The sequence below is a fragment of the Streptomyces sp. NPDC026092 genome (assembly GCF_040638605.1).
Classification (GTDB): domain Bacteria; phylum Actinomycetota; class Actinomycetes; order Streptomycetales; family Streptomycetaceae; genus Streptomyces.
Map to the genome: position 1 here is coordinate 12,878 of NZ_JBEZYN010000001.1, position 22,575 is coordinate 35,452.

The following is a 22,575-nucleotide window of genomic DNA, read 5'->3' on the forward strand; positions in this document are numbered from 1 at the left end:
GATCCCCGACAGATCCCCGGCCGCTCCACGACCGGTCCCGGCCGATCCTTGGCAGATTCTGCCCTCACGCTAGGTCTGGAGGGCAGAACTGGCAATCGGCTGCCCCGCCCCAAGCCCTACCGTTGCTCGAAAGCAGTGGATTCGAGCGGGAGGCTCCTTCGTGGGGGGTATACGGACGGCGGGAGCACCGCCGCTGGGTCAGGCGCGCCGCGCCACCCGGACCGGCATTACGCTCTCGCCGCAGGCCGTGGGCCTCGTCGCCCTGCTCCTCACCGTCGCCATCTGGGCCGCCTTCGCGCTCAGCGCCCGCGCCCTCGGCGCCTCCACCCTCCTGCCCGCCGACGCGGCCCTCCTCCGCTTCGGCGTGCCGCTCGTCGTCCTGGCCCCGGCCCTCTGGCGGCGCCGACGGCAGCTCGTCGCGGTACGCCCCGCGACCGCCGCCAAGATCGTCTGCGGGGCGGGCGTCCCCTTCTTCCTCGCCGCCATGTACGGCGGCTCGCTGACCTCGGCCGCCTTCGTCGGCGCGATCGTCCCCGGCATGGTCCCGCTCTTCGTCTCCGCGCTCATGGTCGCGGGCGGCAAGAGCGCCCCTCGCGGTACGCAGGCGGCGGGGCTCGCCCTGATCGTCGCCGGAGTCGCCGCCCTGGTCTGGCGGTACACGGCCGCCCTGGACGCGGACGTCCTGCTCGGTGCAGGAACGTTGCTGCTCGCCAGCGGGCTCTGGGCCCTCTACACCGTCGGCCTGCGCGAGGTCGACCTCGACCCGGTCGGCTCCATCGGTCTGCTCTGCCTGCCGTCCTTCGCCGTCGTCGCCCTGCTCGCGCTCACCGGCGTCCTGCCGACCGGGATCGCCCACGCCGCCGCCGGTGACATCGCCCTCTTCCTCGTCGTCCAGGGCCTGGGCGTCGGGCTGTGCGCAGGACTGCTGTACGCGTTCGCCATCCGCCGCCTCGGCCCCGAGCGCAGCTCGGTCGTCGGCTCCCTCAGCCCGGTCGCCGTCGTCCTGCTCGCCGTACCCCTCCTCGACGAGTCGCCGACCCTGTCCGTCCTCGTCGGCGTCCCCCTCATCACCCTCGGCGTCGCGCTCGCCAACCGGCGCCCCCGAACCAAGGTCGCCGCCCATGCTTGAGCTGCTCTCCGCCCCGCCCGTGGACCCGCTGTGGGACCTGTCGGCCGAGTTCGCCGCCGACCCGCGCCCCGAGCGCCTCGACCTCGTCCTCGGGGTCTACCGCGACCACACCGGGGCCACCCCGGTCATGGCCGCCGTCAAGGAGGCCGAGATACGCCTGGCGGACCGGGCCGTCTCCAAGGAGTACCGGGGCCTGTCCGGCAACACCGCCTTCAACCGGGCCATGCTCTCCATGGTCCTCGGCACCGACGCCAGGACCGCCCGCGCGACGGCCGTCCAGACCGTGGCCGGCACCGGGGCCCTGCGCCTGCTCGCCGATCTCGTCCGCCAGACCCGCCCCGGCACCACGGTGTGGATCAGCGACCCCGCGTACGTCAACCACCGCCCCATCCTCGAAGGCGCAGGCCTCACGGTCCGTACGTACGGATACGGCGGCGGCGACGACGTCATGCTGGAGGATCTGCGCGCCGCGCGCCGGGGCGACGTGGTCCTGCTCCAGGGCTGCTGCCACAACCCCACCGGAGCCGACCCCGCCGCGGAGACCTGGGAGGCGCTGGCCGGGCTCGCCGAGGCGAACGGCTGGGTCCCCTTCGTCGACCTCGCGTACCACGGGCTCGGCGACGGCCTCGACGCCGATCTGTGGGCCACCCGGATGCTGGCCGACCGGCTGCCCGAGGTCCTGATCGCCGTCAGCTGCTCCAAGAACTTCGGCCTCTACAGCGACCGCACCGGCTGCGCCATCGTCCTCGGCCCGTCACGGCAGACGCTGCGACACGTCGAGACGGCCCTGCAGAACGCCGCCCGCGTCCTGTACTCGATGCCGCCCGACCACGGCGCGGCCGTCGTCGCCACCGTCCTGGAGGACGCCGGGCTACGGGCCACCTGGCGGGCCGAACTCGACGCCATGCGCGGCCGGATCGCCGCCAACCGGGCCGACCTCGTCGCCCACCTGGAGGCCCTCGGCTGCCCGGACGTGGCGGCCTCGCTCCGGCGCCAGAAGGGCATGTTCTCCATGCTGCCTCTGACACCGGAGCAGATGCGCCGGATGCGCGGACAGTCCGGCGTCTACGGGACGAACGCCGGACGCATCAACATCGCGGGCGTCTGCGCGCACCGGATCCCGTTCCTGGCGCAGGCCGTCGCCGCCACGCTGGACTCCCCGGCTACGCCGCCGGGCGGCACAGCAGGGCTGCCGGCGACGGCCGGGCCCCGAACCGCGTGGTGAACGCGATCCCGGCCGCGTACTCGCCCGGCGCGCACTGCCCCTTGTAGTGGCCCTGCGCGTACTCGCCGCCGGGCGCGCCGGCCGGGCGGTTGTCGCCGCGGTCGAACCACAGCGTGCGGCCCGCGGCCGCCGGGAGCGCCGTGCCCGCGGGGGCGCACAGCGCGGCGGAGACACGGGCGCCCCGCAGGCTGTACCCGATGAGGAACTGCCCTGACGGGCACTGATACTTGGTGTAGCCCGAGGCCCAGTCGCCGCCCGCCGGGACGTGCGACTCGTCGCGGACGACGGTGTGCCCGCCGGAGGCGGCCCGCAGCCCCGAGCTCACGCAGAGGCCCCGGCCCCCGGTGTGGCTGAGCCCGGCGAGCCGCGAACCGTCGGGGCAGACGGCCTTACGGGCGCCGCTGTCCCAGTCGCCTCCGGCCCGCACCCGCAGGGAGGCGTTGTGGTCGCGGTGGTCGGTCGTGAGCTGGTACCACGCCGTGGAGACGGGAACGGGCCCGGTGCGCCCCGGAGTGGAGGCCAGGCCGTTCCAGGCGGGGGTGCGCCAGTCGCCCGCGTCCAGGACGCCGGTCCGCCGGCCCTCGGAGTCGTACCGCAGCAGCGCCCAACTGTCCCCGCCGCCCGAGCCGTTGTTCCAGCCGACCAGCGGCCAGTACGCGAAGTCCACGTCGGCGTCCCGCAGCAGCTCGGTCAGGTTGCCGAACCAGGCGCGCGGCTTGTCGACACGCTCGTCGGCGCCGATGCCGAACTCGCTGACCCATACCGGGGCGGTGAAGTGCGTACCGGTCTCGGCGGAGACGTAGAGCGCCTGGTCGTGGACGACCTGGCGGAGCTGCTCGCGGGTGAGGTCCTGGTAGCGGGGGTCGGTGGTCTCGCCCATGCCGGTGGCGCCGCTGTGGTTCGGGCCGGTGTAGCCGTAGAAGTGCGCCGAATAGACGAGCTTGTTGGACACGACCAGGGTGTGCGAGAGGGTACGGACCGGGGTGAGGGTGGGGCGGCCGTGCGGGAGGCCGTCCACCGGGATGCCCTGCCAGTTGATGCCCTCGACCACGATGAGCAGGTCCGGGTTGGCCTCGGCCAGAATGCGGTCGCCCGCCTCCTGCGCGGCCGCGTGCCAGTCGTGGTTGTCGCCGAGGCCCCAGTTGGGGTCGTCCCAGATGTCCCGGCGGACCTCGTTGTACAGGTCGGCGCCGACCACGCGCGGGTTGGCGCGGTAGCGCTTGGCCATGAAGACCCAGTCGTCGGCCCACTGGGCGGTGGACTGACCGCTGCTGTTCCAGCGCTCGTTGCCGTCCACGGCGCAGCACCAACGGGTCGTCACGGTGTGGTTGTTGAGGACGACGGCGAACCCGCCGTCGGTGAGGGCGGCGACGACGGCGTCGAAGACCTGGAGCGGGTTCTTGCCGCGCAGCCCCGGGTTGGCGGCGACGGCCGAGTCCGGCACGGGCGCCGTGGCGCGCAGCATCTCGTTGGAGAACGGCAGCCGGATGCTGTTCAGGCCGAGGGCGCGGAAGTCGGCGAGGAGCGTGGACAGCGGGGTGCGGTCCAGGCCGATCGGGATGCCGTTCGCGTTCTGCCCGGCGTGGTGGTTGGCGGGGTCGGCGATGTCGCCCGAGCCGTTCCACGAGCCCTGGGCGCCGTCCCAGTTGGCGGAGCGGAGCCGGAAGCGGCCGCCGTCGGCGTCGACGATGTACCGGCCGCGCGTGGACAGCGGCGGCGTCCAGTCGACGGCGGCCGCGACGGGCGCCGCGGAGGGGGTCACGGAGGAGGGGCCGGGCTGCGCCGCGGCGGCGCCCGGCACGACGGCCGGGACCAGCAGGGCGCCCACGAGCAGGGCGCCTCGGGCTGTGCGTAACAAGCTCTGCATCTCGTACCTGCCAGGACGGTGGGGAGTGGGCGGCGCCAAGTTACCGGCGGGTCGGTGACGGCGGAACCCCCGGCGGCCCCGCTTCCCCGGCGGCCCCACTGCCCCAGCGGCCCCTGCTTCCCCGGCGGCCCCGCTTCCCGGGCGGCCCCCGCTTCCCGGGTGGCCCCCGCTTCCCGGTCGCCGCCCCGCCACCCGCTGGAGCCGTACCGCAGGGCTCCGTGACTAGGGCTCGGATAGGGTGATCGGGTAGGAGAGCACCCCCCGGGGTTAGGTCGAACCGTTGGACACTACTGAGTCGGCGAGCCAGATGCCGGAGCGACCGCCGGCGGCCATCGGTTACGCCGGTGTCCTGCGGGAAGTCCTCCCGATCGCCCTCTGGCGGGAGGACGGGGACGGGCGCGTCGTCGAGTGGTCGCTGGCCGCCCAGGACCTGCTCGGATACCGCCCCGAGGACGTGATCGGCCGCCCCGCCGCCCCCATTCTGGTGCCCGACGCCAACCGGCAACTCGCCGACCAGCTGACCCGGCGCGTCCATTCCGGCGAGACCGTCGTCGGCACCCTGCCCGTGCGGCACCGGGACGGTCACGAAGTGACCATGGAGATGTGGATCGTCCCCGAGGTCGACCCCCAGGGGCGGCCCGGGGCCATGCTCATCGCGGTCGAGACCTCCGAGGTCCTGCGCATGCGGGACTCGCTCGCCGCGCTCCAGAGCCTCTTCACCCAGTCGCCGATCGGCCTCGCCACCCTCGGCACCGACCTGAAGTTCATCCGCGTCAACGACGCCCTGGCGCGGATGAACGGCCTCCTGCCCGCCGAACACCTCGGGAAGCGGCTCACCGAGGTCGTGCCCGGCGTCAACGCCGTCGCCCTGGAAGCGACCATGCGGCAGGTCCTGGAGAGCGGCCGGGCCGTCGTCGACGTACGCCGCACCGGCCGGACCCCGGCCGACCCCGACCACGACCGCACCTGGTCCTGCTCCTACGCCCCGCTGGTCGACGGCTCGGGCCGCCGGCTCGGCCTGATCGCCTCCCTCATCGACATCACCGAGGGCCAGCGGGCGCTCGTCGAGGCCGAACGGGCCAACCGGCGCTTCGCCCTGCTCGCCGAGGCGGGCACCCGGATCGGCACCACCCTCGACCTGCGCCAGACCGCCGAGGAGATCGTCCACCTCCTCGTCCCGCAGCTCGCCGACTCCGCCGACGTCCAGCTGCTCGAATCCGTCCTCGAACCCGACGACGCGGGCGCCTCCACCCACGGACTGCTGCGCCGCCTCGCCGCCGTCTTCCCCGACCCGACCGCCCCCACCGCGGTGCTCGTCCCCGGACAGACCTTCCAGATCCCGCTGGGCACGGTGTACGAGCAGGTCATCACCGACGCCCGGCCGATGAACCTCTACCACTCCGACCTGCCCGCGCTCTTCCCCGACCCGCGCACCGAACCCCTGCGCGCCTACTTCGAGGCCAGCATCGGCTGCGCCCGCATCGTGCCGCTCGTCGCCCGCGGCAAGGTGCTCGGTACCGTCTCCGTGACCCGGCTCTACGACCGCGAGATCTTCGACGAACAGGACTTCGTCCTCATCGACGAACTCGTCGCCCGCGCCGCCCTGAACATCGACAACGCCCGCCTGTACACCACCCAGCGCGAGGCCGCCCTCACCCTCCAGCGCAGCCTCACCAGCAACGTCCTGCCCAAGGCCGAAGGCCTGGAGCTGACCGGCCGCTACCTGCCCGCGAGCGACCACGACGTCGGCGGCGACTGGTTCGACGTGATCTCCCTGCCCGAGGGCAGGACCGGGCTCGTCATCGGCGACGTCATGGGCCACGGCATCCACGCGGCGGCCGTCATGGGCCAGCTCCGTACGGCCGTACGGACCCTCGCCCGGCACGGCGTGCCCCCCGCGGAGCTGCTCCGCTCCCTCGACGCCGTCGTCGCCGACCTGGGCGAGGACGAGATGGCGACCTGCGTGTACGCGGTCCACGACGCGGCCACCGGCAGCGTCGTCCTCGCCCGCGCCGGACACCCGCCACCGGCCGTGGCCACCGCCGACGGGTTGATCACCTTCCTGGAGGGGCCGCCCGGCACCCCGCTCGGCACCGGCGGCCAGGACTTCGCCACCGAGGAGGTGCTGCTGCCCCCGGGCAGCCTCCTGGTGCTGTACACCGACGGCCTCATCGAGGCCCGGGACCGCGACCTCGACGAGGGCATGGACCGGCTCGCCGAGGCACTGGTCGACCTCGAACGGCCGCTCAGCCAGGTCTGCGACGCCATCCTCGACCAGCTCCTGCCCTGCGCGCCCCCGGACGACGTGGCGGTGCTGCTGGCCCGTACGTCTCTTTGAGGTGACGTCCGCCCGCAGGGGCCGGGCCCCGGCTCACCAGGCGAGGTCCTCCAGGGCGTCCAGGTCCGGCTCCGGCAGCGGCGGCAGCTCCGAGCCGGCGGTGGTCAGGGGCAGTTCGGCCCAGATGACCTTGCCCCGGTCGGTGTAGCGGGTGCCCCACCGCTCGGCGAACTGCGCCACGAGGAAGAGCCCGCGGCCGCCCTCGTCGGTGGTCGCCGCGTACCGCAGGTGCGGGGCCGTACTGCTGCCGTCGGAGATCTCGCAGATCAGCCGGCGGTCGCGGAGCAGCCGGACCCGGATGGGCTCGGCGCCGTACCGGATGGCATTGGTGATGAGCTCGCTGAGGATGAGCTCGGCCGTGAACGCGACCTCGTCCAGGCCCCAGGCGGCGAGCTGCGCCGCGCCCGCGCCCCGGATCCGGGAGACCTCCGCCGGGTCCGGCGGAACGTCCCACTCCGCGATCCGCTCGGGTTCGAGGCGGCGGGTGTCGGCGACGAGCAGCGCGATGTCGTCGTCCGGCGCGGGCACGAGCACCTTCGTCAGGACGTCGGCGCAGGCCTGCTCGGGGCTGCGGGCCGTGGTGCCCAGCGCGTCGCGCAGCAGCGCGAGACCGGTGTCGAAGTCCCGGTCGCGGTCCTCCAGGAGGCCGTCGGTGAACAGCACCAGACGCGAGCCCTCGGGCAGGTACAGCTCGGTCGTCTCGAACGGCATCCCGCCCACCCCGAGCGGAAGGCCCGCGGGCAGCTCGGGGTACTCGACCAGGCCGTCCTGATGGACGAGTGCGGGCCCGGGGTGCCCGGCCCGGGCCATGGTGCAGCGGCCGTCGGCGGGGTCGTAGATGATGTACAGGCAGGTGGCGCCGGTGATCCGCTCCTGCCCCTCGCCGCCCTGGGCGGCCCCCGTACCGCCGTCGGTCGTGGTGCCGCCCTCCGGGCCGCCTTCCGCCGGGCCCCGGTCGATCCGGTCGATCAGCTCGTCGAGGTGGCCCAGGAGCTCGTCCGGCGGCAGGTCCAGGGTGGAGAAGTTGAGGACCGCCGTCCGCAGCCGGCCCATGGTGGCCGCCGCGTGCAGCCCGTGCCCGACCACGTCGCCGACGACGAGCGCCACCCGGGCACCCGGCAGCGGGATCACGTCGAACCAGTCGCCGCCGACCCCCGCCTTGGCGGGCAGATACCGGAACGCCACGTCCACGGCCGACAGGTCGGGCAGGATCCGGGGGAGCAGGCTGCGCTGGAGGGTCACCGCCATCTCGTGCTCGCGGGTGAAGCGGCGAGCGTTGTCGATGGAGACCGCGGCGCGTGCCGTCAGCTCCTCGGCGAAGTTCAGGTCCTCCTCCCCGAACGGCTCCTCGGTCTCCGAACGCCAGAAGTTCGCCATGCCCAGGACCACGCCCCGGGCGACCACGGGCACCGCGACGAGCGAGTGCAGCCCGTAGTCGAGGGCCCCCTGGGCGCCCTCGGGATCCTGGGCCCGCCAGCCGTCCGCCTGGGACAGATCGGCCACCAGCACGGCGTGACCGCTGTCGAGCGCCTGCGCCATCGGGGTGGTCGGCACGACGCACCGGATCCGGTCGCCCACCGGCTGGAACGGATGCTCCTCGCGGACGCCCCGCAGCGCGGTCCGCCGCATCTCGCTCAGCGCCCGCGACGGCTCCTCGCCCCGCAGCACCGATTCCGGCAGCTCCACCGTGACGAAGTCGGCGAAGCGCGGCACCGCCACCTCCGACAGCTCCTCGGCGGTCCGCACCACGTCCAGGGTGGTGCCGATCCGCACCCCCGCCTCGTACAGCAGCGACAGCCGCCCCCTGGCGACCTCGGCGCGGCCGGAGAGGCTGGCGAGCTCGGTCGAGTCCCGCAGCGTCATCACGGTGCCGGTGGGGCGGCCCCGGTACGGCTTGGTGGGGCGTACGTTGACCGCGAGCAGCCGGTCGCCCGCCAGATGCACCTCGTCGTTGACGACCCGGTCGGCGGAGAGCAGCGCGGCGGTACGGGGATCGAGACCCAGCTCGGTGACGTGCCGCCGCTCGGCGTCGGGCCCGAGGTCGAGCAGCCGCCTGGCCTCGTCGTTGGCGAGCAGCAGCCGCCGGTCCGCGTCGATGATGAGCACGCCCTCGCGCACGGCGTGCAGGACCGCCTCGTGGTGCTCGTTGATCCGGGTCATCTCGACCGGCCCGAGCCCGTGGGTCTGCCGGCGCAGCCGCCGGCTCACCAGCGCCGCGCCGCCCACCGCGAGCAGCAGCGCGCCCGCGGCCGTACCGAGCAGCAGCGGCAGCTGGCCCTCGACGACGTTGCCGACGTTCTCGACGTCGATGCCGGTGCTGACCAGGCCCACGATGTCACCGTCGTCGGTGCGCACCGGGACGATGGCCCGGACCGCGTCCGACGGCTCACCGTGGAAGATCTCCGTGAACGACTCGCCCCCACGGGCCCGCGCGATGTCACCGGTGGTGCGTTGTCCGATCAGCTCGGGCCGGGAGTCGGTGTAGCGGATCCCGTCCGGGGTCATCACTGCGAGGAAGTCGAGCCCCGCGGCCGTCCTGGCGCTCTCGGCCCGCGGCTGGAGCTCGGCGCTCGGGTCGGGCGCCCGCAGGGCCTCGAGGAGCCCGGGGGCGTGCGCGAAGGCCTCCGCCGCGGCGAGGGAGCGGTTGCGCGCGTCGGTCTCCGTGTTGTACCTGGCCTGGAAGATCAGGGCGAGCGCGCCCACGGTGACCAGCACCACGACGATGACCGCCTGGAGCGCGAACACCTGCCCCGCGACACTGCGCAGCCCCAGCCCCTTGGGCCGATGGCCAAGCCGTCCGCTCATGGGGTGCTTCTCGGTGATTCGGCTGTCGTCAGGGTTTGTGCAGTCACCCGTCCACTTCCTCGGTTCCTCGGCCCGCCGGCGGCCTCGGGGATCCACTGCTTCCATGCTGCTCCCCTCACGGTCGGATATCGAGGCGGACCGGGCCACCGGGCGGGACCCGAGGCGAGCCGGGAGGTCCGGCGCGTGCCCGGTCAGGCGAGGTCCATGTCGTTTTCTCGCCAGCGGACGCGTCCGCGGTCCTCGACGATGGAGCCATGTACACCGACACCGAGCGCTGCGTACGGGCCGTCAGGTCGAAGGACGCCCGCTTCGACGGCGTGTTCTTCACGGCCGTCCTGACCACCCGGATCTACTGCCGTCCCAGCTGCCCGGTCGTCCCGCCGAAGGCCGAGAACATGGTGTTCCACCCGAGCGCCGCGTCCTGCCAGCGCGCCGGGTTCCGGGCGTGCAAGCGCTGCCGCCCCGACACCAGCCCCGGCTCCCCGGAGTGGAACGTCCGCGCCGACGCCGTCGCCCGGGCCATGCGGCTGATCCAGGACGGCATCGTGGACCGCGAGGGCGTGCCCGGGCTCGCCGCCCGGCTCGGCTACTCCACCCGCCAGATCGAACGCCAGCTCCTCGCCGAACTCGGCGCGGGACCGCTCGCCCTGGCCCGCGCCCAGCGCGCCCAGACCGCGCGGCTGCTCATCGAGACGACGCCGATGCCGATGGCCGAGATCGCCTTCGCGGCCGGGTTCGCCTCCATCCGGACCTTCAACGACACCGTCCGCGAGGTCTTCGCGCTCACCCCCGGGGAGCTGCGCACCCGAGCGGCCCGCTCACCGGTCCCCGCCGACACACCGAGCACCCCGGGCGTCATCGCGCTCCGGCTGCCGTTCCGCGCCCCGCTCAACCCCTCCAACCTCTTCGGCCACCTCGCCGCGACCGCCGTCCCCGGCGTGGAGGAGTGGCGGGACGGCGCGTACCGGCGGACCCTGACCCTGCCCCACGGCCACGGCATCGTCGCCCTCACCCCCAGGACCGACCACATCGCCTGCCGGCTCTCCCTCACCGACCCCCGCGACCTGACCCTCGCCATCAGCCGCTGCCGCTGGATGCTCGACCTCGACGCCGACCCGGTCGCCGTCGACGAACAACTGTGCACGGACCCGCTGCTCGCCCCGCTGGTCGAGCGGGCGCCCGGGCGGCGCGTGCCGAGGACCGTCGACGCGGCCGAGTTCGCCGTACGGGCCGTGCTCGGCCAGCAGGTCTCCACGGCCGCCGCCCGCACCCACGCCGCCCGGCTCGTCACCGCGCACGGCGTCCCCGTCGAGGACCCCGAGGGCGGCCTCACCCACCTCTTCCCGACCCCCGAGGCGCTCGCCGGCCTCGACCCCGACTCCCTCGCGCTGCCCCGCAGCCGCCGCACGACCCTCCTCACCCTCGTCGGGGCCCTCGCCGACGGCTCCCTGAGCCTCGGCCCGGCCACCGACTGGGACGAGGCACGCGCCCGGCTCCACGCCCTGCCCGGCTTCGGCCCCTGGACCACGGAGGTCATCGCCATGCGAGCCCTCGGCGACCCCGACGCCTTCCTCCCCGGCGACCTGGGCGTCCGCCGCGCCGCCGAAGGCCTAGGCCTGCCCTCCACCCCCGCCGCGCTCACCACCCGCGCCGCCCGCTGGCGCCCCTGGCGCGCGTACGCCGTCCAGTACCTCTGGGCCACCGACAGCCACCCGATCAACCACCTCCCGTCCTGAGGAAGCCATGACCGACGTCCGTCACACCGTCATCGACAGCCCGTACGACGCGCTGACCCTGGTCGCCGTCGACGGCGTCCTGAGCCGTATCCACATGACCGGCCAGCGCCACCGCCCCGCCGAGGAGACCTTCGGCGCACCGGACCCGCGCCCCTTCGGCGAGACGGTCCGCCAGCTCGACGCGTACTTCGCCGGTGAACTCAACCGTTTCGAGCTGCCGTTGAAGCTGATCGGCACCCCGTTCCAGCTCCGCGTCTGGGAGCTGCTGTGCCGCATCCCGTACGGCGAGACCCGCAGCTACGGCGAGTTGGCCGAGGAGCTCGGCAACCCCGGGGCCTCGCGCGCCGTCGGCCTCGCCAACGGCAAGAACCCGGTCAGCATCGTCGTACCGTGCCACCGCGTCGTCGGCGCGAGCGGCTCCCTGACCGGCTACGGCGGCGGCCTCGACCGCAAACGGCGGCTGCTGGCCTTCGAGTCGGGAGCCGCGGCGCCCGAGGACGCGCTGTTCTAGATCCCGCTCAGCGGAGCCGCTCCAGGAGCGCCGGCAGCGCCGTGCCGATCGGCTCGCGCACGATCTCGTCGGCGAGTTCGTCGTACGGGGTGGGCTGGGCGTTCACGATGATCAGCCGCGCCCCGTGCTCGGCGGCGATCCCCGCGAGCGAGGCGGCCGGCTGCACCTGGAGGCTCGTACCGACCGCGATGAACACCTCGGCGCCCTTGGCGATGGACATCGCGTTGGCCAGCACGACCGGATCAAGGCGCTGCCCGAACATCACCGTCGCCGACTTCAGGATCCCGCCGCACACCGAGCACTTCGGATCGTCCTCACCGGCCCGCACCCGGTCGAGCGCCTCCTCCATCGAGGAGCGGGCGTGGCACGCCGTGCACACCACCGACCGTGCGGAGCCGTGCAGTTCGAGGACCTTGCGCTCCGAGAGCCCGGCGATCTGATGCAGCCCGTCCACGTTCTGCGTGATCACCCGCACCGGGTTCCCGGTCCGCTCGAACCCGGCGATCGCCCGGTGCGCCGCGTTCGGCTCGGCCCGCAGCACCGGCCCGTCGAGCCGCATCCGCCACGCACGGCGCCGGACGTCGGCGTCGGCCATGTAGTGCTCGTACGTGGCGAGCTTCTCGGCCTCCGGGTCGCGGGTCCAGACCCCGTCGGGGCCCCGGTAGTCGGGGATGCCGGAGTCCGTGGACATGCCGGCTCCGCTGAGAATCGCGACCATGGTCATGGGGCCGAGCGTAGGCCGGTCCGAACGCCTCCCGCGAACGGATTACCGGCTGCTACGTTCCCGCCATGCCCACCCCACGCCCCACCCCGCGCCGCGCCGCCCGGATCGCCGTCCTCGACCCCCACGGCGCCGTCTTCCTCTTCCGCTACGACAACGACGCGGACGGCGTGCACTGGGCGATGCCCGGCGGCGGGCTCGAACCGGGGGAGAGCCCCCGGGAGGGTGCGGTGCGCGAGCTGCGGGAGGAGACGGGCTGGGAGGGGATCGAACCCGGCGAGCTGCTGTTCACCTGGGAGCACGACTTCACCCGCGTCGGCGTGCGCGTACGACAGCACGAGCACGTCTACGTGGCGTACGGGCCGCGCCGCGAACCGGCCGGGGACCTGACCGCCGCGCACGCGGCCGATCGCATCCAGTACGGACGCTGGTGGAGCCCCGAGGAGCTCGCGGCCGCCGACGAGGCCCTCTGGCCGCCGGACCTCGCCGACCGCCTCGCCCGCTTCCGCGCGGCCACCCGCGACGGAGGCGAGCACACCCCGCGCTGAACCGCGGGCGAGACGGCATCATCGGGAGGGAGGCGGTGCCGGCTCCCTTCTGCGAACGGAGCGGTGCCGCACCGGTCGACGAAGGAGTGCGGTCTCATGCGCGTCCTCATGGTCGGGGCGGGCGGTGTGGGCACGGCGATCACCAGGATCGCGGCCCGCCGTTCGTTCTTCGAGCACGTCGTCGTCGCCGACTACGACCCGAGGCGGGCCGAGGCCGCCGTCGCCGCCCTCGGCGCGGACGAGCGCCGCTTCACCGCCGCCCGGCTCGACGCCTCCGACCCGGCCGCGGTACGGGCGGCCCTCGCCGAGCACCGCTGCGACGTCCTCCTCAACGCCACCGATCCCCGCTTCGTCCTGCCGCTCTTCGAGGCCGCGCTCGCCGAACGCGCCCACTACCTCGACATGGCGATGTCCCTGTCCCGGCCGCACCCCACGCGTCCGTACGAGGAGTGCGGAGTGAAGCTGGGGGACGCGCAGTTCGACCGGGCCGCCGAGTGGGAGGCGGCGGACCGGCTCGCCCTGGTGGGCATGGGCGTGGAACCCGGCCTCGCGGACGTCTTCGCCCGGCACGCCGCCGACACGCTCTTCGACGAGATCGAGGAGATCGGCGTCCGCGACGGCGCGAACCTGGTCGTCGACGGCTACGACTTCGCCCCGTCCTTCAGCATCTGGACGACCATCGAGGAGTGCCTGAACCCGCCCGTCGTCTACGAGGAGGGGCGCGGCTGGTTCACCACCGAGCCGTTCAGCGAGCCGGAGGTCTTCGACTTCCCCGAGGGCATCGGGCCCGTGGAGTGCGTGAACGTCGAACACGAGGAGGTGCTCCTCGTCCCCCGATGGGTGAAGGCCCGCCGCGTCACCTTCAAGTACGGCCTCGGCGAGGAGTTCATCGGCGTCCTGCGCACCCTCCACAAGCTGGGCCTCGACCGCACGGACCCGGTCACCGTGCACGGCGCCGACGGCGAGGCCGCCGTCTCCCCGCGCGACGTCGTCGCCGCCTGTCTGCCCGACCCCGCGACCCTCGGCGACCGCATGCACGGCAAGACCTGCGCGGGCACCTGGGTGAAGGGCACGAAGGACGGCCGGCCCAGGGAGGTGTACCTGTACCACGTGGTCGACAACCAGTGGTCGATGCGCGAGTACGGCAGCCAGGCCGTCGTGTGGCAGACCGCCGTCAACCCGGTCGCCGCCCTCGAGCTCCTCGCGACCGGGGCCTGGCGCGGCCGGGGCGTCCTCGGCCCCGAGGCGCTGCCCCCGGCCCCCTTCCTCGACCTGCTCACGGAGTACGGCGCGCCCTGGGGCATGCGCGAACAGTGACCGTCGAGCCCGGCCTCCCGCACATGCGGGGCGGACGGGGCCTCCTTACGATGAAGGCAGCAGTCTCCCTGTTCTGTCCGGGTACGACCGGGGCGGAGGGACCTATGGCCACCGAAGAAACCGCCCCCGAGGACGCCGCGCCCGCAGGGCGCCCCGCGGGTCTGAAGGCGAATGCCATCGGGTTCGTCGACGCCCTCGTCATCGGACTCAACTCCACCTCGCCCGCCTACTCCCTCGCGGCCGTCATCGGCCCCGTCGTCGCCCTGGTCGGGATCTACGCGCCCGGCGTGATGTTCGCGTCCTTCGTGCCGATGCTGCTCATCGCGTCCGCGTTCTACTACCTGAACAAGGTCGACCAGGACTGCGGCACGACCTTCTCGTGGGTCACCCGCGCCATGGGCCCCTGGGCCGGCTGGCTCGGCGGCTGGGCCATCGCCATGACCGGCGTCCTGGTCGTCGGCTCGCTCGCCGACGTGGCCGTGAGCTTCGCGCTGCTCGCCTTCGGACTCGACAGCTGGGTGGACAACGCCTTCGTACGCCAACTGCTCACCGTGCTCCTCATCCTCGTGATGACGGCCGTGTGCGTCATCGGCACCGAGCTGTCGGCCAAGGTGCAGAACGTCCTCATCCTGGCGCAGGTCGCCTGTCTGCTGATCTTCGTCGCCGTGGCGCTCTACGCGGTCTACGCCGACACCAGCGTCTACGAGTCGGCCGAGCCCTCCTGGAGCTGGCTCAACCCCTTCGGCGCCGGCGGCGCCGCGCTGACCGGCGGGCTGCTCCTGGGCGTCTTCATCTACTGGGGCTGGGAGTCGGCGGTCAACCTCACCGAAGAGGTCAGGGACTCGGCGAGCGCGCCCGGCCGGGCGGGCCTCTGGTCGACCGTCATCCTGCTCGTCACCTACGTGTCCGTCGGCTTCGCGGTCGTCGCCTACGCCGGTCCCGCGTTCCTCGCCGAGAACGCGGACGAGGAGGAGTTCATCTTCGCCCAGCTCGCCGGGGACGTCCTGGGCGGCTGGGACTGGATCCTGCTGATCGCGGTCTCCACGTCGGCGATCGCCTCCACCCAGACCACCATCATCCCGGCCTCGCGCACCGCGCTGTCCATGGCCCGCCGCCGGGCGCTGCCCGAGCACTACGGCCACATCAGCCCGCGCTTCCGTACCCCTGACGTCAGCACCTGGTGGGTCGCCGCCATCGCCATCGGCTGGTACCTCGTGGTGAACCAGATCAGCAGCAACGCCCTCTACGACTCGCTGACCGCGCTCTCGCTGCTGATCTCCTTCTACTACGCGCTCACGGGCCTGGCCTGCGTCGTGTACTACCGCCGCCATCTCTTCGAGAGCGTGCACAACTTCCTGCTGATCGGCCTCGGGCCGCTGGTCGGCGCCGGACTGCTGACCTGGCTGCTCGTGAAGTCGGTCTCGGACATGTCCGACCCGGCCAACTCCTACAGCGGGACCTCGTGGTTCGGCCTCGGGCCCCCGCTCGTCATCGGCATCTGCATCGCCCTCACCGGGGTGGTCATCATGATCGTCCGACGCTTCATGGCACCGGCGTTCTGGAGCGAACGCCCCGGCGTGGCCGACCCCGACCTGGTGCACGGCCACGGCCACGGCCACGGCCACGGCTCCGGCTCCGGCTCCGGCGAGGAGAGCTGAGATGTCGGTCGTGCTGGGATACGACGAATCCCCCGGCGCCGCCCGCGCGTTGCGGATCGCCGTCGAGGTGGCGCGCGCCTTCGACGAGACCCTCGTCCTGGTCTACGGCGCCGCGGTCCCCGGTCCCCTGGGCGAGGAGTACCGGTCCCAGCAGGCGGCCATCCGGGAGGCGGGCCGCAGCGGCCTGCGGCACGCGGTCACGGAGGCCGACCGGGTGGGCGTACCGACCGTCGTCGAGGTGATCGACAAGAAGCCCCCGGATGCCCTGATCGACGCCGCGAACCGGCACGCCGCACGCGTCATCGTGGTCGGCAGCTGGGGCGAGAGCCCGATGCGCGGCGCGCTCCTGGGCTCGACCCCGCACAAGCTGCTGCACATGTCCCACGTACCCGTCCTCTGCGTACCGCCGGACATCCTCTAGCCTCCGGGCTCAGCGGACCGGGCGGCCGTTCTCCAGCTCCACCGGGCCGCCGCCGCGCGCCAGGGCGTCGAGGGCCGCGACCACCCGCCGGCCGAGCGAGCCGGGGAGATGGGCGGGCGCCTCGGAGGGGTCGATCAGCTTCCAGGAGAGCAACTCCTCCTCCTGGAGCCGGATCGCGGCGAACCGCTCGTCCGGCAGCACCCCGCCGTCGTAGATGTACGCCACGATCGGCGGCCGCTCCGTGCCGTGCGCCCAGTCGACCGCGAGCAGCGCCCCCAGCTCCAGGTCCAGGCCGATCTCCTCCGCCGTCTCGCGGCGCGCCGCCTGACGGGGCGTCTCACCCGCGTCCGACTCGATCGTGCCGCCGGGCAGCGTCCAGCCCTCGCGGTAGTTCGGCTCGACGATCAGGACGCGCCCCTCGCCGTCCCGGAAGAGCGCGGCGGCTCCGGCGAGGACGCGGGGCAGGCCGGCGATGTACAAGGCGTAGTCGTTCGTCGTCATACGGTCAGCGTAGCCAGCCGCAGCGTCCGCTCGGCCAGCTCGCTGATCCGCACCCGGTCGAAGCCGAACACCGCACTGCGCACCCGGTCCCGCAGCGGCTCCGACCACTGCGGCGGGATCGCCGCCGCCCCGCACATCACCCCCGCCACCGAGCCGGCCGTGGCCCCGTTCGAGTCGGTGTCCAGGCCGCCCCGTACGGTCAGGGCGATCGTGGCGGTGAAGTCGCCGCCTCCGTACAGCAGTCCGGCCGTGAGGACCGCCGCGTTCGGCACGGTGTGGATCCAGCCCAGGCCTGCCGTCCGTTCCGCGAGTTCGGCGAGGGCGTCGGACCATTCCACGCCCGACTCGTGCAGCGCCATCGCGTGTCGGACCGTGCGCGCCAGTCGGCTGCTCGCCGGGATCCGTTCGAGCGCCGTCTCCAGGGCGGTGCGGACGTCCGGCGCGGTGAAGGCGGCGGCGATCAGGGCGGCCGCCCACATCGCTCCGTACACCCCGTTCCCCGTGTGCGACAGCACCGCGTCCCTGCGGGCGAGCGAGGCGGCGCGGCGGGGGTCGCCGGGGGAGGTCCAGCCGTACACGTCGGCCCGGATCAGCGCGCCGATCCACTCCTGGTGCGGATTGTCGTACGTGGCGGTGAGCGGCGGCTTCAGCCCGTTGGCGAGGTTGCGGTAGGCGGTCCGCTCGGCGGTGAACGTCTGGAGGTACGGCAGCCGCAGCAGCCAGACCTCGCCCACCTGCTCGGTCGTGAAGGCGAACCCCCGGGTCTCCAGGAGGTGCAGGCCGAGGATCGAGTAGTCGACGTCGTCGTCCCGGCAGCTCTCCCGGATCCGCCCGCGTACGCATTGCGGCCACTCGGGCCGCAGCTCGAACCCCTGGGCCAGGGCGTCGGGCGGGGGTGGGGGCAGGTAGTCGGTGAGCGGGAGGGCGTCCGTGACGCGCAGGTACTGGTCGATGAGCTCGGGCGTCCACAGATCGCCGCGCTCGACGGGCTTGCCGAGCATGTTCCCGGCGATCCGCCCCGTCCAGCCACCGAGGATGCGGTCGCCGAGTTCGCTCTCCTTGAACGCCATACATCCGGTCTACCGGCTGCGCCCCCACCCCGCCCGCCGAACACGCTAGCCCTCGTCATCGGTGTCGCTGCGGGACTTCGCCGCGCGGCGCAGGCGGTGATGGCGCGCGGCGCCCTGCTCGGTCATCGCGTCACCCACCATCGCGCGCACCGCGTCCCCTACGCCGTGCAGCGCGTGGTGCCGGGCCGGGCCGGCGCCCGGGTCCTCGCGCAGCTCCTTCAGCAGGGCCCAGCAGAGCGCCAGCATCACGAGCACGAACGGCAGCGCCACGAGGATCGTCGCAGTCTGCAGCGAGTTCAGACCGCCCGCCACCAGCAGGACCGCGGCGACGGCGGCCATGAGGATGCCCCAGGTGACGACGAGCCAGGTGGGCGGGTGGAGCGACCCACGGCTCGTCAGGGAGCCCATCACCAGGGATGCCGAGTCCGCGCTGGTGACGAAGTACGTCATGACCAGGAGCATCGCGATCACCGACGTCAGCGTGCCGATCGGCAGGGCGTCCAGCATCGCGAAGAGCGAGGCCTCCGCCCCGTCCTGCACCGCCCCCGCGAGATCCGCCGCGCCGGTCGACTCCAGCCGGACGGCCGTCCCGCCCATCACGCAGAACCAGACGACCGTCGCCCCGCTCGGCACGAGCAGCACCCCGATGAGGAACTCCCGGATGGTGCGGCCGCGCGAGATCCGGGCGATGAACGTGCCGACGAACGGCGCCCAGGACAGCCACCACGCCCAGTAGAAGATCGTCCACGCGCCCAGCCAGGTGGGGTCGGTGAAGGCGCCCGTACGGCTCGCCATCGGCAGCAGCTCGTGCAGATAGCCGCCGAGGGAGGCGGGGATGGAGTCCAGGATGTAGACGGTCGGGCCGAGGAGGAAGACGAAGAGCATCAGACACGCGGCGAGGACGATGTTGATCGTCGACAGCCACTTCACGCCCTTGTGCAGCCCCGAGAACGCCGACAGGACGAAGGCGGCGGAGAGTGAGGCGATGATGATCAGCTGGGTGGCCGTGGAGTCCTCGACGTCCATCGTCAGGTTGAGGCCCTTGGAGACCTGGAGCGCGCCCACGCCGAGGCTGGTCGCCGTGCCGAAGACGGTCGCGAAGACGGCGAGCAGGTCGATCGCCTGCCCCTGCCACGCCGCCGCCCTGCGGGCGCCGATCAGCGGGACGAACGCGGAGCTCAGCCGCGAGCCCCGGCCCTTGCGGAAGCCCGCGTAGGCAAGGGCGAGGCCCGCGATGCCGTAGATGGCCCACGGGGTGAGCGTCCAGTGGAAGAACGAGTACTCCATGGCGTTGAGGGCGGCCGCACCGGTGCCGGGCGCGGCGCCGCTCGCCGGGGGCGGCGACAGATAGTGCTGGAGCGGCTCGGCGACCCCGTAGAACATCAGACCGATGCCCATGCCGGCGCTGAACATCATGGCGATCCAGGCCAGGTTGGTGAACTCGGGCTCCGAGTCGTCGGGCCCGAGCCGGATCCGTCCGTAACGGCTGACGGCGATCACCACGCACAGGACCAGGAAGGTGTCGGCGGCGATCACGAAGAGCCAGGCGAAGTTGTTCAGGACCCAGCTGAGCGCGGAGGTCGAGGCGCTGTCGAAGGAGTCCTTGCCGAGGGCGGCCCAGGCGACCATGGCGACGACGGCGGCGACGCCGATGCCCACGACGGTGAGGTCGGGGGCGGGGGCGGCGGGGCCGGGGCCGAGGGACTTTTGATCGATCGGATCCGATTCCGAGCTCATATGGCCCCACTATGGTGCGGAATATCGCCTTATCAGGGGGTGGCACGCCGTCTGGGGGTGCGGATAGGGTCGGCCACGGCGCGACTGCACGTTCGAAAGCAAGGGATGCAAGGTGACGGACGGAGCAGTAACTGAGGTCGCACGCGTACTCGTCGCGGCCGACAAGTTCAAGGGCTCGCTCACGGCCGTACAGGTCGCGGAGCGGGTCACAGCAGGTCTGCGACGGGTCGTCCCGGAGCTGGAAGTGGAGACCCTGCCGGTGGCGGACGGCGGCGACGGTACGGTCGCGGCCGCGGTGGCGGCCGGTTTCGAACGCCGTGAGGTACGGGTGACCGGGCCGGTCGGCGACCCGGTGACGGCGGCGTTCGCGCTGCGCGGCACGACGGCGGTCGTGGAGATGGCGGAGGCCTCGGGCCTCCAGCTCCTGCCGACGGGCGTGTTCGCGCCTTTGACGTCGACGACCTACGGCTCGGGCGAGCTGCTGCGCGCGGCGCTGGACGCGGGCGCGACGACGATCGTGTTCGGCGTCGGCGGCAGCGCGACGACGGACGGCGGCGCCGGTATGCTGGCCGCGCTGGGCGCGGTCTTCCTGGACGAGGCGGGCGAGCCGGTGGGCCCGGGCGGAGCGGCCCTGTCGTCCCTGGCGACGGCGGACCTGTCGGGCCTGGACGAGCGCTTCGCCTCGGTGGACCTGATCCTGGCGAGCGACGTGGACAACCCCCTGACGGGCCCGAAGGGCGCGCCGGCGGTCTACGGCCCGCAGAAGGGCGCGACCCCGGAGGACGTGCAGACCCTCGACGCGGCGCTCACGCACTTCGTGACGGTCCTGGAGAAGGCCATCGGCCCCAAGGCGTCCGAGTGCGCGGTCGCGCCGGGCGCGGGCGGCGCGGGCGGCATCGGGTACGGCGCGCTCGTCGGCCTGAACGCGAGCTTCCGCCCGGGCATCGAGCTGATGCTGGACGTCCTGGGCTTCGCCCCGGCCCTCGACCGGGCCACGCTCGTCATCACGGGCGAGGGCTCCCTGGACGAACAGACCCTCCACGGCAAGGCCCCGGCGGGCGTCGCGGCGGCGGCCCGCGCGGCGGGCAAGGAGGTCGTAGCGGTCTGCGGCCGCCTGGCCCTGACGGAGACCGCCCTGACGACGGCAGGCATCAGCCGCGCCTACCCCCTCTCGGCTCTGGAACCGGACCCGTCCAAGTCCATCCCGAACGCGGGCCCCTTGCTGGAAGAGGTAGCGGCAACCATCGCCAGGGACTACTTGGCGTAGCCCCTGGGCGAGGCCCTCTCGCGGCCGCGGCGCGAAGCTGCCGCAGCCGGGCCCACGGAGCGCACGCGCCCGCCAGGGCGCCGTCCCGCTGTGCCCACCCGTCCCGCCCCAGCGGGACGATTGCCCACAGCGGGGCGGGGTCGCCGCCAGTGCGCGGCTGCCGTCCAGCGCGGCGGGGTCCGGCGGTGCGAAGCTGCCGCCCTGCCCGCAGCGGTACGCGTGGCTCACCCCCGCCACCGGCCACGTGGCAGGGGTACCCCCACATCCGCAGCTGTGGGCCCCGCCCGCCCCCGCGACCGTGTGGCGGCGCCCCCGGCAGGGACGCGGGGCGCAGCCCCGCACCTACCCCCTCACGCCCACCAGCCCCGGCAGGGTTTCGGGAAGGGGTGGGGTGGGGGAGATGCCCCCGCCCACCGGGCGGGAAGCCCCCGGCCCCGCCGCACCGGCGGCGGTCGGCCCAGGTCCCGGCGAGGCGCACCCGCCGCCCGGCACGGGGCCCGCCCGCCTCACCCCGCCCCCACCCCCGTCAAGCGGAACGCGTCCAGCGCCAGGGTCATCTCCGTCAGGTCCCTCGGGCGGGACAAGGACCTCGCGGTCAGTTGCTCCAAGCGGCGCAGGCGGTTGAAGACCGTGTTCCGGTGGCAGTACAGGCGGGACGCCGCCCGCCCGGCAGAGCCCTCGCAGTCCAGCCAGACGTCCAGCGTCTCCAGCAGGATCGCCCGATCCGAGGGGTCCAGCTCCAGCAGCGCCCCCAGGACGTCCGCCACCAGCAGGCCCGCCAGCTCCGGCTGCCCCACCACCAGCGCCCCCGCCATCCGGCGGTCGAGGCGGACGATCTGCCGCGACTCCGGCGGACTCGTCCGCAGCGCCAGCTCCGCGAGCCGCCGCGCCCGGCCCAGTTCGGCCAGCCCCGTCACCACCGGGCTGATCCCGCCCGGACCCGGGCACCGCCCCTCCAGGAGCTCCGACAGCGCGTCCAGGCCCGTGCCCTCCGTCAGCGACACGACCCCGAACTCGCAGTCCGCGCCCATCCGCCACAGGAACCGCACCCCGGCCCCCTGAAGCCGCCGGTGGAACGGCTCCGGCACCTCCCGGCGGTCGTGCCGCAGCACCACCACCGCGTACCGCCCGTGCTCCGGCAGGTCCAGGCCCGCCGCCGCCCGTGACGTGACCTCGGGCGAGCGCTGCCCGTGGAGCAGCGCGTCCAGGAGCGCCTGGAGCTGTTCGTCCGTACGCCGCCGCAGCTCCAGCTCCGTCGCCCGGTACGCCTCCGACGCCGTGTCCGCCTGCGCGTCCACCGCCGACCACATGATCGTCGCCGACTGCGTCAGCGCGGCGAGCCGGGACGGAAACCCCGACGCGTCCTCGATCAGCGCGTCCCACACCAGCTGCCCCGCATGCCGGTACGCGTGCACGACCAGCTCCAGCGGCATGCCCTGCTCCGCCCGCCGCCGCCCCAGCTCGTCCGCGTGCTCCAGGTCCCGCCGGGGCGAGTCCCGCGGCGCCGAGATCATCTCGATCCCGATCCGCAGGGCCTCCTGGGCCTCACGCCAGTGCTGGTCGTACGGCACGATCCGGCCGTACGCCGGCTCGTACTCGTGCAACTCCCTCAGATGCTCGTCCACCAGCTCCGGCAGCCGCTCCAGAAGCGCCGTGCACGCCTCCGACAGCAGCTTCCAGTCGTCGCCGGTCCGCGGTCTGCGCCGTCCCATGCCCGGAGGATG

General features: G+C 73.5%; 17 protein-coding genes. 10 read left to right on the forward strand and 7 right to left on the reverse strand.

What is annotated here, in order from left to right; all coding sequences use genetic code 11:
• Positions 1 to 160: 160 nt before the first annotated feature.
• On the forward strand, positions 161 to 1,129 hold the full coding sequence (locus tag AB0F56_RS00070) for a DMT family transporter (RefSeq protein WP_362002347.1): 969 nt from the start codon (positions 161 to 163) through the stop codon (positions 1,127 to 1,129).
• A complete protein-coding gene (locus AB0F56_RS00075; protein WP_362002349.1) occupies positions 1,122 to 2,354 on the forward strand; it encodes an aromatic amino acid transaminase in 1,233 nt (410 codons plus the stop codon). The genes AB0F56_RS00070 and AB0F56_RS00075 overlap by 8 nt, the downstream gene beginning before the upstream one ends.
• Here AB0F56_RS00075 and AB0F56_RS00080 read toward each other — a convergent pair.
• Positions 2,293 to 4,221: a cellulase family glycosylhydrolase gene (locus tag AB0F56_RS00080; RefSeq protein ID WP_362002351.1), complete on the reverse strand. Its 1,929-nt coding sequence runs from the start codon at positions 4,219 to 4,221 to the stop codon at positions 2,293 to 2,295. The two genes, AB0F56_RS00075 and AB0F56_RS00080, sit on opposite strands and share 62 nt — an antisense overlap.
• Before the next feature lie 280 nt (positions 4,222 to 4,501).
• Here AB0F56_RS00080 and AB0F56_RS00085 point away from each other — a divergent pair, with 280 nt between their 5' ends.
• The gene (locus tag AB0F56_RS00085; protein ID WP_362002352.1) at positions 4,502 to 6,559 is read left to right on the forward strand and encodes a SpoIIE family protein phosphatase; all 2,058 of its coding nucleotides are present in this window, start codon (positions 4,502 to 4,504) and stop codon (positions 6,557 to 6,559) included.
• A 33-nt stretch (positions 6,560 to 6,592) separates the two neighbouring features.
• On the opposite strand, the gene AB0F56_RS00090 is transcribed toward AB0F56_RS00085, so the two are convergent.
• Positions 6,593 to 9,364: a SpoIIE family protein phosphatase gene (locus AB0F56_RS00090; protein WP_362002353.1), complete on the reverse strand. Its 2,772-nt coding sequence runs from the start codon at positions 9,362 to 9,364 to the stop codon at positions 6,593 to 6,595.
• Positions 9,365 to 9,618: 254 nt separating this feature from the next.
• Here AB0F56_RS00090 and AB0F56_RS00095 point away from each other — a divergent pair, with 254 nt between their 5' ends.
• Both AB0F56_RS00095 and AB0F56_RS00100 read left to right on the forward strand, forming a co-directional pair.
• Complete coding sequence (locus AB0F56_RS00095) at positions 9,619 to 11,100, forward strand: AlkA N-terminal domain-containing protein (protein WP_362002355.1); 1,482 nt, start codon at positions 9,619 to 9,621, stop codon at positions 11,098 to 11,100.
• A 7-nt stretch (positions 11,101 to 11,107) separates the two neighbouring features.
• Positions 11,108 to 11,611 carry a methylated-DNA--[protein]-cysteine S-methyltransferase gene (locus tag AB0F56_RS00100; RefSeq protein WP_362002357.1) on the forward strand — a complete coding sequence of 168 codons (504 nt, stop codon included), beginning with the start codon at positions 11,108 to 11,110 and terminating at the stop codon, positions 11,609 to 11,611.
• A 7-nt stretch (positions 11,612 to 11,618) separates the two neighbouring features.
• Here AB0F56_RS00100 and AB0F56_RS00105 read toward each other — a convergent pair whose 3' ends face one another.
• On the reverse strand, positions 11,619 to 12,335 hold the full coding sequence (locus tag AB0F56_RS00105; RefSeq protein ID WP_362002359.1) for a Sir2 family NAD-dependent protein deacetylase: 717 nt from the start codon (positions 12,333 to 12,335) through the stop codon (positions 11,619 to 11,621).
• 65 nt (positions 12,336 to 12,400) lie between these two features.
• Here AB0F56_RS00105 and AB0F56_RS00110 point away from each other — a divergent pair, with 65 nt between their 5' ends.
• From AB0F56_RS00110 to AB0F56_RS00125, 4 genes are all read left to right on the forward strand, one after another.
• Entirely contained in the window at positions 12,401 to 12,880 is a 480-nt protein-coding gene (locus tag AB0F56_RS00110) for an NUDIX domain-containing protein (protein WP_362002361.1), read from the forward strand.
• A 96-nt stretch (positions 12,881 to 12,976) separates the two neighbouring features.
• Positions 12,977 to 14,197: a saccharopine dehydrogenase C-terminal domain-containing protein gene (locus AB0F56_RS00115; RefSeq protein ID WP_362002362.1), complete on the forward strand. Its 1,221-nt coding sequence runs from the start codon at positions 12,977 to 12,979 to the stop codon at positions 14,195 to 14,197.
• Positions 14,198 to 14,301: 104 nt separating this feature from the next.
• The gene (locus tag AB0F56_RS00120; protein WP_362002364.1) at positions 14,302 to 15,855 is read left to right on the forward strand and encodes an APC family permease; all 1,554 of its coding nucleotides are present in this window, start codon (positions 14,302 to 14,304) and stop codon (positions 15,853 to 15,855) included.
• Between the two features lies 1 nt (position 15,856).
• On the forward strand, positions 15,857 to 16,276 hold the full coding sequence (locus AB0F56_RS00125) for a universal stress protein (RefSeq protein ID WP_362002365.1): 420 nt from the start codon (positions 15,857 to 15,859) through the stop codon (positions 16,274 to 16,276).
• A gap of 9 nt (positions 16,277 to 16,285) precedes the next feature.
• On the opposite strand, the gene AB0F56_RS00130 is transcribed toward AB0F56_RS00125, so the two are convergent.
• From AB0F56_RS00130 to AB0F56_RS00140, 3 genes are read right to left on the reverse strand one after another with little or no spacing between them, the layout of a single operon-like run.
• Positions 16,286 to 16,777, reverse strand: a complete 492-nt coding sequence (locus AB0F56_RS00130) for an NUDIX hydrolase (RefSeq protein WP_362002367.1) — start codon at positions 16,775 to 16,777, stop codon at positions 16,286 to 16,288.
• Entirely contained in the window at positions 16,774 to 17,847 is a 1,074-nt protein-coding gene (locus AB0F56_RS00135) for an ADP-ribosylglycohydrolase family protein (protein ID WP_362002368.1), read from the reverse strand. The genes AB0F56_RS00130 and AB0F56_RS00135 overlap by 4 nt, the downstream gene beginning before the upstream one ends.
• Positions 17,848 to 17,892: 45 nt before the next feature.
• On the reverse strand, positions 17,893 to 19,584 hold the full coding sequence (locus tag AB0F56_RS00140) for a BCCT family transporter (RefSeq protein WP_362002370.1): 1,692 nt from the start codon (positions 19,582 to 19,584) through the stop codon (positions 17,893 to 17,895).
• Positions 19,585 to 19,696: 112 nt separating this feature from the next.
• On the opposite strand from AB0F56_RS00140, the gene AB0F56_RS00145 reads away from it, so the two are divergent.
• Positions 19,697 to 20,851 carry a glycerate kinase gene (locus AB0F56_RS00145; RefSeq protein ID WP_362002372.1) on the forward strand — a complete coding sequence of 385 codons (1,155 nt, stop codon included), beginning with the start codon at positions 19,697 to 19,699 and terminating at the stop codon, positions 20,849 to 20,851.
• A gap of 506 nt (positions 20,852 to 21,357) precedes the next feature.
• Here AB0F56_RS00145 and AB0F56_RS00150 read toward each other — a convergent pair.
• Positions 21,358 to 22,563, reverse strand: coding sequence for a helix-turn-helix domain-containing protein (locus AB0F56_RS00150; protein WP_362002374.1), 1,206 nt, complete (start codon positions 22,561 to 22,563; stop codon positions 21,358 to 21,360).
• Between the last annotated feature and the right edge of the window lie 12 nt (positions 22,564 to 22,575).

Bases quoted from the DNA above. Each gene is read 5' to 3' on its own strand.
- AB0F56_RS00075 (WP_362002349.1), top strand. From the start codon at position 1,122: ATGCTTGAGCTGCTCTCCGCCCCGCCCGTGGACCCGCTGTGGGACCTG.
- AB0F56_RS00080 (WP_362002351.1), bottom strand. From the start codon at position 4,221: ATGCAGAGCTTGTTACGCACAGCCCGAGGCGCCCTGCTCGTGGGCGCC.
- AB0F56_RS00090 (WP_362002353.1), bottom strand. From the start codon at position 9,364: ATGAGCGGACGGCTTGGCCATCGGCCCAAGGGGCTGGGGCTGCGCAGT.
- AB0F56_RS00095 (WP_362002355.1), top strand. From the start codon at position 9,619: ATGTACACCGACACCGAGCGCTGCGTACGGGCCGTCAGGTCGAAGGAC.
- AB0F56_RS00100 (WP_362002357.1), top strand. From the start codon at position 11,108: ATGACCGACGTCCGTCACACCGTCATCGACAGCCCGTACGACGCGCTG.
- AB0F56_RS00105 (WP_362002359.1), bottom strand. From the start codon at position 12,335: ATGACCATGGTCGCGATTCTCAGCGGAGCCGGCATGTCCACGGACTCC.
- AB0F56_RS00110 (WP_362002361.1), top strand. From the start codon at position 12,401: ATGCCCACCCCACGCCCCACCCCGCGCCGCGCCGCCCGGATCGCCGTC.
- AB0F56_RS00115 (WP_362002362.1), top strand. From the start codon at position 12,977: ATGCGCGTCCTCATGGTCGGGGCGGGCGGTGTGGGCACGGCGATCACC.
- AB0F56_RS00120 (WP_362002364.1), top strand. From the start codon at position 14,302: ATGGCCACCGAAGAAACCGCCCCCGAGGACGCCGCGCCCGCAGGGCGC.
- AB0F56_RS00125 (WP_362002365.1), top strand. From the start codon at position 15,857: ATGTCGGTCGTGCTGGGATACGACGAATCCCCCGGCGCCGCCCGCGCG.
- AB0F56_RS00130 (WP_362002367.1), bottom strand. From the start codon at position 16,777: ATGACGACGAACGACTACGCCTTGTACATCGCCGGCCTGCCCCGCGTC.
- AB0F56_RS00135 (WP_362002368.1), bottom strand. From the start codon at position 17,847: ATGGCGTTCAAGGAGAGCGAACTCGGCGACCGCATCCTCGGTGGCTGG.
- AB0F56_RS00140 (WP_362002370.1), bottom strand. From the start codon at position 19,584: ATGAGCTCGGAATCGGATCCGATCGATCAAAAGTCCCTCGGCCCCGGC.
- AB0F56_RS00150 (WP_362002374.1), bottom strand. From the start codon at position 22,563: ATGGGACGGCGCAGACCGCGGACCGGCGACGACTGGAAGCTGCTGTCG.